At 73.4% G+C, this 11,784-nt stretch carries 11 protein-coding genes and 1 pseudogene; 3 read left to right on the top strand and 9 right to left on the bottom strand.

The annotated features are described in order from the left end of the window. A pseudogene (locus ACFVHV_RS05660) lies at nt 1-207 on the top strand (hypothetical protein); the annotation flags it as partial. 81 nt (nt 208-288) lie between these two features. On the opposite strand, the gene ACFVHV_RS05655 reads toward ACFVHV_RS05660, so the two are convergent. After that, a complete protein-coding gene (locus tag ACFVHV_RS05655) occupies nt 289-615 on the bottom strand; it encodes a hypothetical protein (protein WP_359898446.1) in 327 nt (108 codons plus the stop codon). Next, a complete protein-coding gene (locus ACFVHV_RS05650) occupies nt 612-968 on the bottom strand; it encodes an SAV_915 family protein (RefSeq protein WP_359898447.1) in 357 nt (118 codons plus the stop codon). The genes ACFVHV_RS05655 and ACFVHV_RS05650 overlap by 4 nt, the downstream gene beginning before the upstream one ends. 435 nt (nt 969-1,403) lie before the next feature. Between ACFVHV_RS05650 and ACFVHV_RS05645 the strand changes: the two genes are divergently transcribed. Next, nucleotides 1,404-3,626, top strand: a complete 2,223-nt coding sequence (locus tag ACFVHV_RS05645; protein ID WP_359898448.1) for an NADP-dependent isocitrate dehydrogenase — start codon at nt 1,404-1,406, stop codon at nt 3,624-3,626. Nucleotides 3,627-3,759: 133 nt separating this feature from the next. On the opposite strand, the gene ACFVHV_RS05640 is transcribed toward ACFVHV_RS05645, so the two are convergent. Further along, complete coding sequence (locus ACFVHV_RS05640; protein WP_380349001.1) at nt 3,760-4,347, bottom strand: YdcF family protein; 588 nt, start codon at nt 4,345-4,347, stop codon at nt 3,760-3,762. 178 nt (nt 4,348-4,525) lie between these two features. Then, entirely contained in the window at nt 4,526-5,533 is a 1,008-nt protein-coding gene (locus ACFVHV_RS05635) for a cytochrome c oxidase assembly protein (RefSeq protein WP_359898450.1), read from the bottom strand. A 202-nt stretch (nt 5,534-5,735) separates the two neighbouring features. Between ACFVHV_RS05635 and ACFVHV_RS05630 the strand changes: the two genes are divergently transcribed. Beyond that, a complete protein-coding gene (locus tag ACFVHV_RS05630; protein WP_380348999.1) occupies nt 5,736-6,701 on the top strand; it encodes an NAD-dependent epimerase/dehydratase family protein in 966 nt (321 codons plus the stop codon). A gap of 56 nt (nt 6,702-6,757) precedes the next feature. Here the strand turns inward: ACFVHV_RS05630 and ACFVHV_RS05625 are convergent, their stop codons facing one another. From ACFVHV_RS05625 to ACFVHV_RS05605, 5 genes are all read right to left on the bottom strand, one after another. Then, nucleotides 6,758-7,813 carry a CU044_5270 family protein gene (locus ACFVHV_RS05625; RefSeq protein ID WP_380348997.1) on the bottom strand — a complete coding sequence of 352 codons (1,056 nt, stop codon included), beginning with the start codon at nt 7,811-7,813 and terminating at the stop codon, nt 6,758-6,760. Beyond that, nucleotides 7,810-8,445 carry an RNA polymerase sigma factor gene (locus tag ACFVHV_RS05620; protein WP_359898453.1) on the bottom strand — a complete coding sequence of 212 codons (636 nt, stop codon included), beginning with the start codon at nt 8,443-8,445 and terminating at the stop codon, nt 7,810-7,812. The genes ACFVHV_RS05625 and ACFVHV_RS05620 overlap by 4 nt, the downstream gene beginning before the upstream one ends. Nucleotides 8,446-8,557: 112 nt before the next feature. Beyond that, nucleotides 8,558-9,553, bottom strand: coding sequence for a 2-hydroxyacid dehydrogenase (locus ACFVHV_RS05615; RefSeq protein ID WP_380348995.1), 996 nt, complete (start codon nt 9,551-9,553; stop codon nt 8,558-8,560). A 119-nt stretch (nt 9,554-9,672) separates the two neighbouring features. Next, a complete protein-coding gene (locus ACFVHV_RS05610; RefSeq protein WP_359898455.1) occupies nt 9,673-10,698 on the bottom strand; it encodes a 6-phosphofructokinase in 1,026 nt (341 codons plus the stop codon). 352 nt (nt 10,699-11,050) lie between these two features. Further along, nucleotides 11,051-11,779 (bottom strand): glutamine amidotransferase, encoded by a 729-nt coding sequence (locus ACFVHV_RS05605; RefSeq protein WP_359898456.1) that lies wholly within the window; start codon nt 11,777-11,779, stop codon nt 11,051-11,053. Between the last annotated feature and the right edge of the window lie 5 nt (nt 11,780-11,784).

The following is an 11,784-nucleotide window of genomic DNA, read 5'->3' as shown; positions in this document are numbered from 1 at the left end:
CCCCCCCCCCCCCCGGGGGGGGGGGCCCCCCCCCCGGGCCCGGGGCCGGCGACCGGGCGCCGGGACGTCACCGCGGACCAGTGCCGGAGCGCGGGCGGCCACGTCGAGGGCAGCGGCTACTGCGTCGACGCGGCCGGTGAGGACGGCTGGGGCCAGCCCATCGACGGCCAGGCGATCAACCCGGATCCGCGGCCCGGGGAGGAGTGAGCGCGCTCCGGCGCCCCGACCCCCGGACGGGGGAGCGGGGCACCGGGCCGGCGGCCCGGACCGGGGCCGCTCACGGCACCGCTACGGCACCGGGCGCAGGGTGACCGGTGCCGGGGTGAGGGCGCGCAGGACGAGGTCGATGTGCACCTTGGCGGCGCCCGCGCGGTGCAGGGCGGCGGCGATCGTCCGTAACTCCTCGGGGCCGGTACAGGCGAGGCGCAGTTCGAGGTCGGCCTCGCCGACCAGGGCCAGGCCGCTCTGGACGGCCGGGAACTCCGCCGCGAGGCGGTCGAAGTCGAGCGGGACGGGGCCGTGGCTGATCCGGACGATCGCGTGCAGGGAGCGGGCCGGCTGGGCCCGTACCGCCGGATCCGGACCGTCCGGGACCAGTCGGAGCGGGGCGGTCACCGGCGCTGGAGCCGGGCGGCCGTGGCCGGGGCCGGGGTCGGGGCGGTCGGGGTCGGGGCCGGGGTGAGCGGCGCGGCGGGCGGGGCGGTGACGGGCGGGGCGGTGACGGCGGGGGCGACCAGCCGCGGGTCCAGCACCAGGGTGTCGATCCCGAGCGGGGCGGTGAGGTCACGGAGGGCGGGCTCGCCGAGTTCGGCGTGGGCCTGGTCGGGCCCGAGGAGGGCGACGAGGGCCTCGGGGCTGGAGAATCCGACCGCGCAGCGGCGGCCGTCGCGCAGGCGGAACAGGCGGAGTGCGGTGGTGCTTCCGGTGCCGGAGGCGGTGACCGGAACGTGCCAGACGACGCGGGCCATGCGGATGCTCCCGAGTGGGGTGGTGGTGCCTGCCGGAACTACTGCCTCGACGCTAGGGCGGCCCGGCCCGGGGAGCGCCGGTCCTGACGCTCCGTTGACCGAATGGGGTCGTGCGTTGACGCACTCCTGACGTCCGACTCACCCGAGTGGACCAAACCACCGGTCGAGCGCTCCGCTTGCCGTGCGTGCCGACCCGGACCACCGTGGAGTTCGGCCCCCGGCACGTCCTGCGCCGCGCCCTGCGTCGAGTCCTGCGCCGAGCCCCGCTCACGGCTGCCGGAGCGCCCCGCCGCGAGCGCCGCGGCGCCCGCCGACCGGACCCGTGCGGGACCGGAACGCGACCGGAACGCGACCGGAAACGGGGGGAGGTGGAGCCGGAGGCCCGTGACGAGATATCTTGACGTCAAGACGTTGGAGACGTGAAGCGGAGTACCGATGACTGACTCGACCATCATCTATACGCACACCGACGAGGCTCCGGCCCTGGCGACCTACTCGTTCCTGCCGGTGGTCCAGGCCTACGCCTCGACCGCGGGTGTGCGCGTGGAGACCCGCGACATCTCCCTGGCCGGGCGGATCATCGCGAGCTTCCCGGAGCGTCTGACCGAGGCGCAGCGGATCGGCGACGCGCTGGCCGAGCTGGGTGAGCTGGCCAAGACCCCGAGCGCCAACATCATCAAGCTGCCGAACATCTCGGCCTCGGTGCCGCAGCTCAAGGCCGCCGTCGCCGAGCTGCAGGCCCAGGGCTACGCCCTGCCGGACTACCCGGACGACCCGCAGACCGACGAGGACAAGGACGTCCGCGCCCGCTACGACAAGGTCAAGGGCAGCGCCGTCAACCCGGTCCTGCGCGAGGGCAACTCGGACCGCCGCGCCCCGCAGTCGGTCAAGAACTACGCCAAGACCCACCCGCACCGCATGGGTGCCTGGACGGCCGACTCGAAGACCAACGTCGCCACCATGGGTGAGAACGACTTCCGGTCCACCGAGAAGTCCGCCGTGATCGCCGCCGACGGTGCGCTGCGCATCGAGCTGCTGGGCGAGGACGGCGCCACCACCGTGCTGCGCGAGAAGGTGCCGGTGCTGGCCGGCGAGGTCGTCGACGCCTCGGTGATGCGGGCCGCCGCCCTGAACGAGTTCCTGGCCGCGCAGGTCGCCCGCGCCAAGGCCGAGGGCGTGCTGTTCTCGGTGCACCTCAAGGCCACCATGATGAAGGTCTCCGACCCGATCATCTTCGGCCACGTGGTCCGCGCCTTCTTCCCGAAGACCTTCGCCAAGTACGGCGAGGTGCTGGTCGCCGCCGGTCTGAACCCGAACAACGGCCTCGGCGGCATCCTGGCCGGCCTCGACAACGTGCCGCACCTGGGCGCCGAGATCAAGGCCTCCTTCGAGGCCGAGCTGGCCGAGGGCCCGGCCCTGGCCATGGTCGACTCCGACAAGGGCATCACCAACCTGCACGTGCCGAGCGACGTCATCGTCGACGCCTCGATGCCGGCCATGATCCGCACCTCCGGCCACATGTGGGGCCCGGACGGCAAGGAGGCCGACACCCTCGCCGTGCTGCCGGACAGCAGCTACTCCGGCGTGTACCAGGCCGTCCTCGACGACTGCCGCGCCCACGGCGCCCTGGACCCGGCGACCATCGGCTCGGTGCCGAACGTCGGCCTGATGGCCCAGAAGGCCGAGGAGTACGGCTCGCACGACAAGACCTTCGAGATCGCCGCCGCGGGCACCGTCCGCCTCGTCGACGCCGAGGGCAACGTGGTGCTGGAGCAGGCCGTCCAGCCGGGCGACATCTTCCGCGCCTGCCAGACCAAGGACCTGCCGATCCAGGACTGGGTCAAGCTGGCCGTCACCCGCGCCCGCGCCACCGGCGTCCCGGCGGTGTTCTGGCTGGACGAGAACCGCGCCCACGACGCGGTGCTGATCGAGAAGGTCAAGCAGTACCTGCCGGAGCACGACACCACCGGCCTGCAGATCGAGATCAAGTCCCCGGTCGAGGCCACCACGTTCTCGCTGGAGCGCATCCGCCGCGGCGAGGACACCATCTCGGTGACCGGCAACGTGCTGCGCGACTACCTGACCGACCTGTTCCCGATCCTGGAGCTGGGCACCAGCGCCAAGATGCTGTCGGTCGTCCCGCTGATGGCGGGCGGCGGCCTCTTCGAGACCGGCGCCGGCGGCTCCGCCCCGAAGCACGTCCAGCAGCTGGTCAAGGAGAACTACCTGCGCTGGGACAGCCTGGGCGAGTTCTTCGCGCTGGCCGCCAGCTTCGAGCACCTGGCCACCACCACCGACAACGCCCGCGCCCAGGTGCTGGCCGACACCCTGGACCGCGCCACCGGCACCTTCCTCAACGAGGACAAGTCGCCGAGCCGCCGCCTCGGTGGCATCGACAACCGCGGCAGCCACTTCTACCTGGCCATGTACTGGGCCCAGGAGCTGGCCGGGCAGACCGCCGACGCCGAGCTGGCCGAGGCCTTCGCCGGCCTGGCCGCGACGCTGACCGAGCAGGAGTCGGCCATCGTGGACGAGCTGATCGCCGTCCAGGGCTCGCCGGTCGACCTCGGCGGCTACTACCAGCCGGACGCGGCCAAGGCCGCGGCCGTGATGCGCCCGTCCAAGACCTTCAACGAGGCGCTCGCCAACCTCGGCTGAACCCGGCCGAGCTGAGCTGACGAGAGGCCCCGGGTCCGCATCGGACCCGGGGCCTCTCGGCGTTCACGTCCGGACCACCGGTTCGGTGTTCACGTCCGGATCGCCGGTTCGGTGTTCACGCCCGGACCGCTGTTCACGCCCGGCCGAGCAGGGCGAGGGCGGTGCCGACGGCCTCGCGCAGCAGGAGGTACGGGCCGTGGGCCAGCGGGCCGTCCGCGCCGAGCACGGCGGCGGTGGCGCCCGCCCGGCGGGCGGCCAGCGCGGAGCGGACGGTGTGGAAGCCGTTGGTGACCACCGTGCAGCGGTAGCCGGGGCGCTCGGCGGCCATCAGGGCGGCGCTGAACCGCAGGTTCTCGGCGGTGTTCACGGCCCGCTCCTCGCGTCGGATCCGCTCGGCCGGGACGCCCCGGGCGGTCAGGTAGCGGGCCATCGCGGCGGCCTCGGTGCACTCCTCGTGCGGGCCCTTCCCGCCGGTCACCAGGACCAGTGGGGCGTACCCGGCGGCCTCCTCGGCGGCGAAACGTTCCAGCGCGGCGTCCAGCCGGGCCGCCAGCGGGGGAGCGGGCTCGCAGCCGTCCAGCGCGGCGCCCAGGACCACCAGGTAGTCGGAGCCGGCCGGCGCGGGCCGACGGCGCTGGTACAGCGCCACGCCGAGGAAGCCGAGCGGCCAGAGCAGGACGGACCCGCAGAGCAGGACGGCGACGAACAGCAGGACGTGCATATCCGTTCGAACGCCCGCGGCGGAACGACCGTTCCGGGGCCCGGCGGAACTCCTGTCCCGCGGCCGTTCCGGCCTCCCGTGGGCCCCTGCTGCGCGGGCGCCCGGAAACGGCGGAACCCCCGTTCCGGAGGCGGAACGGGGGCTCCCGGGAACAGGGGTCCCGCGGCGGGCGGCGGGCTCAGCCGACGTCGGCCGCCGGGGCGGCGCCGGTGACCGGGGCGGCCGGGGCCGTGCCCGGGCGCCGGTCACGCTTGTGCAAGGAGGCCAGGTAGGCGTTGTACGCCTCCAGCTCGGCATCGCCGGTGCGCTCCTCGGAGCGGTCGCGGCGGCGGGCCTGCCGCTGCTCGGAGCCCATCCACTGGTAGACCAGCGCGATCAGCACGATCGCGGTCGGGATCTCGCCGAACGCCCAGGTGATGCCGCCGGCCAGCTTCTGGTCCTCCAGCAGGTTCGTCCCCGGTGGCGCGCCCTCCACGGTGAAGGTGGTGACCAGCGGGTGGGCGGCCATCATCACCGCCACGCCGAAGAAGGCGTGGAACGGCATCCCCATGAACAGCTCGATGATCCGCATCACGTGGCCGGGGCGGTGCGGGCCCGGGTCCACGCCCATGATCGGCCAGAAGAAGGCCAGACCGGTGAGCAGGAAGTGCACCATCATGAAGATGTGCCCGAGGCGGTACTGCATCAGGAAGTCGAACAACGGGGTGAAGTAGACCCCGTACAGGCTCGCGATGAACATCGGGATGGTGAACGCCGGGTGCGAGACGATCCGGACGTACCGGCTGTGCAGCAGCGCCACCAGCAGCTCGCGCGGCCCGCGTGGACGGCCCTTGCCGGTCGGGCGCAGCGCCCGCAGCGCCAGCGTGATCGGGGCGCCGAGCAGCAGCAGGATCGGCGTCAGCATGGAGAGCACCATGTGCTGGATCATGTGCGCGCTGAACAGCACCATGCCGTAGTCGTTCAGCCCGGTGCAGGTGACCAGCAGCAGGCTGGCGACACCCATCGCCCAGCCCGCCATCCGGCCGATCGGCCAGCGGTCGCCGCGCCGGTACAGCCGCACCACGCCCGCCGCGTACAGCCCCAGGAGGACCAGGCCGCCGAGCAGGAACACCCAGTCCGGCGACCAGGTCCAGACGTTGGACAAGGTGAACGGGCCTAGTCGGGTCATCCCGCCGTGGTGGTGCATGCCTGACATTCCGTCGCCCATCGGCGGGTCCCGCTTTCCGTCCTCGTGGTCCCCGCTGGGGGTCCGGTTCGCCCGTTTTGCTTGGTCTACAGCCTAGGTGGGCCTTACCTCGGGCCATCCCCCCACCCCCTCCGTACGGGTGCCTCCCCACGGGGGCGCCCGCTGGCTAGACTGACCGGCCGGTCGGCAGGGAGGCTCGGAGATGGCGACGGAACACGGATCCGCGGCGCGCCCCGCGGTCGCACTGACCGGGGCGACCGGCTTCATCGGCTCCGCCGTGCTGGCGGCCCTCACGGCGCGCGGCGTCCCGGTGCGGGCACTGGCCCGCACACCGCCCCAGGACGCCGCTCCCGGCACCGCCTGGGTACCGGGCGACCTCGCCGACCCGGCCGCGCTCACGGAGCTCTGCACGGGCGCCGGGGCCCTGGTGCACCTCGCCTCCCGGGTCGACGGCGGCGCCGAGGAGTGCGAGGCGGTGAACGACCGGGGCACCGCCGCCCTGATGGCGGCCGCCACCCGCGCCGGGGTGCGGCGGATCGTCCACCTCTCCACGGCGGCGGTCTACGGCGAGGGCCCGCACACGGACGTCGAGGTGGACGAGGTGCCGCCCGCCCCGGTGTCCGAGGCCAGCCGCACCCGGCTGCTCGGCGAGCGCCACGCGCTCGCGGCCGGCGGATACGTGCTGCGCCCCGGGCTGGTGACCGGCACCGGCGACCGCTGGGTGGTGCCCGCGCTAGCCGAGCTGGTCCGCCGGGTGCCGGTCCGCTGGGAGGGCGGCAGCGCCCGGCTCTCCCTGGTGGACCGCACCGACCTGGCCCGGCTGATCACCGCGCTCGCCCTGGAAGAGCACGCCGCCCCGCCGGGCGTCCACCACGCCTCGCACCCCGGGCCGGTCCGCGGCGGCGACCTGATCGCCGCCCTGGCCGCCCTCGGCCTGCTGCCCGCCCCGGACGGCCCGGCCGTCCCGTGGGAGGAGTGCCGCCGGCTGCTGGCCGCCGCCCCCGGCCGGGTCTCCGAGCGGCAGTTCGGCCTGATCGCCCGCGACCACTGGTACCGCAGCGAACGGATCTGGCGGCTCGCCGCCTGCCCGCCCGGCCCCGGCCCGCTGGCCCGCCTCCCGGAGGCCGCCGCCTGGTACCGCGAGGCGCTCGGCCTGAGCGGGACCTGACCGACGGGGGCGTAGGCAGCCCCGCCCGGTGCGGACGCCCCACCCGGTGCGGACCGTCAGGCCGTGGCCTGCCCGGCGCCGGGACGCCGGTTCTTCGCGTCGACGACGGCCCGGGTGAGGATGGTCGTGCGCTCCACGACGGTGCCGGGCTTGATGCCGTTGACCTCCCGGACCTGCACACCACGGCTGCCGAGGTACTGGTGGCTGTCCCGGTCGAAGATCCACTCCGATCGCTCGCCGGTCTGCGGGTCGAGTCGCGCCAACGCGATGCCGTCGCGGCCGGAGGCGTCCTGCGCGTGCTCGACCACGACGACGCCCGGGATCTTGCCGGCGGCCTCGTAGAGCGAGGCGGCGAGGCCGGACGGGACGAGCTGCTCGCGGATGATGGAGCCGATCTCGTTGAACGCCTGCTGGTCGTGGTCCCGGGTGCCGCTCACCGTCGAGTAGACGGACTTCAGGAACGCGTCGGGGTCGGCGGGTTGGGCCGCCAGCCACGTGTAGGACAGCTGCTTGCGGGGCTCGTTGGTGTCCAGCGTGATGCCGCCCTTGTCCTGGTAGCCCGGCTCGTCCAGCCAACCCTTGGTGCCGTCGGGGGACTTCCACACCTCGCGGTCGTGCAGCGGCTGGACCCAGGTGACGGACTCCCCGGTGTCCGCGTTGTGACGGGTGGCCATGAAGGAGACCTGGCTCTTGATGTAGATGTACTGGCCCGGTCCGGGCTGGGGCGTGGTGCGCGCCGTCGCGGCGGCGGCGATCGCGTGGACCGTCGAGGCGAGCTGGACGGTGCTCCCCTCCTCGATCTGCACGACGGGTGCCTTGACCGGCTGCGGGGAGGCGACGGTGCCGGTGCCAGCCGAGTTGCTCAGGGAGACGACCAGGGCCAGGGCCGCGGCCGCGGCGACGGGCGCCGCGAAGAGGACGGTGCGGCGCAGCGGGCGCCGTACCGGGGACGCCGCGGGGGCGTGGTCGGGCCGGTGGATCTCGCTCATCAAGTGCTCCTCGAGCAGGTCCTGGCGGCTGGCCGCCAGTTGGGGATCGGCCGGCGCCGGCAGCAGACGGGCCAGTTCCGCGTGGTCGAGCGGTTCGGTGCGCCGCCGCGAGTTGCGGATCATCGGTGCGTCTCCTTGTGCGGCCGGGCCGCAGTGCTGCGGCTGTCCTGTACTTGTCCGGGGATCGGGAGCGGTTCCGTGTTCTTCTTCGCGGCGCGCAGTTCCTCGGCCGCGAGTCCGCGCAGTCGGGTGCGGGCGCGGGAGAGGCGCGAGCGTACGGTGCCGACGGGTACGCCGAGGGTGGCTGCCGCTTCCGCGTAGCCGAGCCCGGACCAGACGCAGAGGGCGAAGACCTCGCGTTCCGAGCGCCGCAGGCGCCCCAAGGCCTTGTGGGCGGCCGCGAGTTGCTCGGAGTCGGCCATGCGGCCGACGAGTTCGTCGGCGAAGTCGGGGACCGGATCGGCCGCGGGCATGCGGGCCATGGCCGCGCCGTGGCGGCGGGCGGCGCGCGTCGTGTTGCGCAGCACGTTGACGGCGATGCCCATGAGCCAGGGGCGTGGACTGTCGCCCTCGTCGCGGAGTTTCCCGCGCAGGCGCCAGGCTTCGAGGAAGGTCAGCGAGACCACGTCCTCGGCGAGTGCCCAGCTTCCGGTCACGCGCACGGCGTGGCGGTACACCAACGAGGCGTGGTCCCGGAAGAGGTCGCGGAACGCTTCGGGGTTCCCGGCCCGGAGCCGGGAGTGTGGATGGTTCACGTCATGCCTTGTCCGAGCGGCGACACCGGTTCCCGTGACACGGGTCACCACCCGCGGCGGGCACGAGAGTACGACTGCGGACCGAGGAGCTCGCGTTCCGGATTCCGGTGGGCTACTTCCTGGGGACGAGGGTGTTCTCGTTGGTGCGGCCGGCGGCGTGGTCGTCGATGTTGCGGGCGGTGGCGTCGATGATCTGGCCGACGGCGGTGCGGGTGAAGTAGGCCTGGTGGCTGGTGACGAGGACCTGGGGGAAGGTGACGAGGCGGGCGAGGGTGTCGTCGGTGATGCCCTCGATGGAGCGGTCGGTGAAGAAGACGCCGGTCTCCTCCTCGTAGACGTCGAGGCCGACGCCGGAGAGGCGTCCGGCGCGCAGCGTTTCGACGAGGGCGGCGCTGTCGACGAGGCCGCCGCGGCTGGAGTTGATCAGGATGGCGTCGTCCTTCATCCGGGCGAGGGCGGCGCCGTCGATCAGGTGGTGGGTGGCCGGGAGCAGGGGTACGTGGAGGCTCACCAGGTCGGCGCGGGTGAGGAGTTCGGGCAGTTCGGTGTAGTGCATGCCGAGGTCGAGGCAGGCGGGGTTGGGGGCGATGTCCCAGCCGAGGAGTTCGGTGCCGAAGCCGGCGGCGATGCGGGCGAAGCATTCGCCGATCTTGCCGGTGCCGATGACGCCGACCGTCATGCCGTGGATGTCCCGGCCGAGCAGGCCGTCGAGGCGGAAGTCGAACTCGCGGGAGCGGTTGGCGGCGCGGGTGAGGCGGCGGTTGACGGCGAGGGCGAGGGCCCAGGCGTGTTCGGCGACCGCGTACGGGCTGTAGTGGGAGACCCGGGCGACGGTGAGGCCGAGTTCGGCGGCGGCGTCGAGGTCGATGTTGTTGAAGCCGGTGGAGCGCTGGGCGATCAGCTTCGTTCCGCCGGCGGCGAGGATGGCGAGGGTACCGGCGTCGAGGACGTCGTTGACGCTGCTGCTGACGGCGGGGTAGCCGGCGGCGAGCGGGGCCGTGTCGCGGTTGAGGAACACGTCCAGGCAGCGCAGCCCGTGCCGGCCGGCGAAGGCCTGCTCCAGCAGCGGCCGCTCGTCGGCCTGTACTCCGTACGCGAGGATCTCCATGCCGGACACGCTAACGGCCGGGGCCCGCGGACGCCCGCCGGTTGCGGCGGCCCGTCCCCGGGACGCGCCGAGGCCCCCGGACGGCGCGGTCCGGGGGCCTCGGGAGGGGCGGAGGGCGGTCAGATGACCGTCTCGGCCTCCAGGTAGCGGTCCTGCGGCACGGTCTTCAGTTCGGCGACCGCCTCGGCCAGCGGCACCAGGTTGATGTTGGTGCCCTGCAGCGCGGTGATGTGCCCGAAGGCGCCCTTGTGGACGGCCTCGACGGCATGCCAGCCGAAGCGGGTGGCGAGCACCCGGTCGTAGGCGGTCGGGGTGCCGCCGCGCTGGGTGTGGCCGAGGATCACCGGGCGGGCCTCCTTGCCGAGGCGGTGCTCCAGTTCGCGGGAGAGCTGGGTGGCGATGCCGGTGAACCGCTCGTGGCCGTAGATGTCCTTGGTGCCCTCCTCCCAGTGCATGGTGCCGGGCTCGGGCTTGGCGCCTTCGGCGCAGACCACGATGGCGAACTTCTTCTGGCGGTCGAAGCGCTCGCGGACGACATCGGTGAGCTTGTCGATGTGGAACGGGCGTTCCGGGACGACGATGGCGTGGGCGCCGGCCGCCATGCCCGCGTTCAGCGCGATCCAGCCGGTGTGCCGGCCCATGACCTCGACGACCATGACCCGCTGGTGGGACTCGGCGGTGGTCTTCAGCCGGTCCAGCGCCTCGGTGGCCACCGAGACGGCGGTGTCGAAGCCGAAGGTCACGTCGGTGGCGGCGATGTCGTTGTCGATGGTCTTCGGCACCCCGACGATCGGCAGGCCCGCGTCGCTCATCAGCTTGGCGGCCTTGAGGGTGCCCTCGCCGCCGATCGGGATGACCGCGTCGAGGCCGAGGTCGGAGCAGTACCGCTTGGCCCGCTCGACGCCGTCCCGCAGGTGGCTCGGCTGGACCCGGGACGAACCGAGGATGGTGCCGCCCTGGGCCAGGATGCCGCTCACCGAATCCAGGGTCAGGGGGCGGTGGTGGCCCTCCAGGAATCCGCGCCACCCGTCCTCGAACCCGATGATCTCGTCGCCGTGGTCGACCACCCCCCGGTGGACCACGGAGCGGATCACCGCGTTCAGGCCGGGGCAGTCACCGCCGCTGGTCAGCACTCCAATACGCATTAGCTTTGCAACTCCCGAGCAGAACCGAGGAACGGCCGGACTACAGGCTGGGACGACGAGCCGTCACCGTAACGGGGCGCTCCCACGCCGCGATGGCGGGGAGGTGGCCGTGGGGTGAAGGACCGGCCGATCCGGACAGAACGCCCGAAAACGGCCGTGAAGTCGAGCATACGGCCCCTGGTCCGGCCGGGCAGGAGCCGACGCGGGAGCGGCGCCGTCGGCGCCCCCGCGCGGAATTGCAGCCTGCTGCCGAGGAGGGTGTGCAGTAGGCAGCCCCATTGTGGTACTTCCGGGGCCACCCGCGGACCGGGTGACCGCATGGCGGGCACCCGGCCGGGGCGTACCGGACGTACTACTGGGGGCGCGTCGCGGCCGCGATGCGCTCGGCGCGCAGCGCGTCGTACCAGGTGGTGTCGGCCGGCGGCAGGGCGTTGACGTCCAGCGCCAGCTTGAGCAGCATGTCGGCCACGGCGGGGTTGCGGGCCAGCACCGGGCCGTGCAGGTAGGTGCCGAACACGGTGTCCCGCCAGGCGCCCTCGGTGCCGTCCCCGGTGCCGTTGCCCCGGCCGACGGAGACGGTGGCGAAGGGCTGCACGCCCTGGCCGAGATGCGTGACGCCCTGGTGGTTCTCGAAGCCGGTCAGCTGCGGCAGACCGAGCCGGGGGTCGACGTCGGCGAGCACGTCGCCGACGCAGCGCTCGCCCTCGCCGCGGGCGGTCCAGACGTCGAGCAGGCCCAGGCCCGGCTCGCGCTCGCCGAGGTCGTTGATGAACTCGTGGCCCATGATCTGGAAGCCGGCGCAGACGCCGAAGATGATCGCGCCGTTCTCGGCGGCCCGCACCAGGCCGCTGTCGGCGCGCAGCCGCTCGGCGGCCAGGCGCTGCGGGCGGTCCTCGCCGCCGCCGATCAGGTAGATGTCACCGCTGGTGGGGATCGCCTGGTCGGAGCGGACGTCGATCCGGGTCACGTTGAGGTGGCGCTGGCGGGCCCGGCGCTCCACGACCAGGGCGTTGCCCCGGTCGCCGTAGGTGCTGAGCAGGTCCGGGTAGACCCAGACCACGCGCAGGCTGCTCTCACTCATCCTCG

Origin of the sequence: Kitasatospora sp. NPDC127116, assembly GCF_042677365.1 — a bacterium.
Classification (GTDB): Bacteria; Actinomycetota; Actinomycetes; order Streptomycetales; family Streptomycetaceae; genus Kitasatospora; species Kitasatospora lactacystinica.
This window is presented reverse-complemented; position numbering and strand designations above follow the sequence as displayed.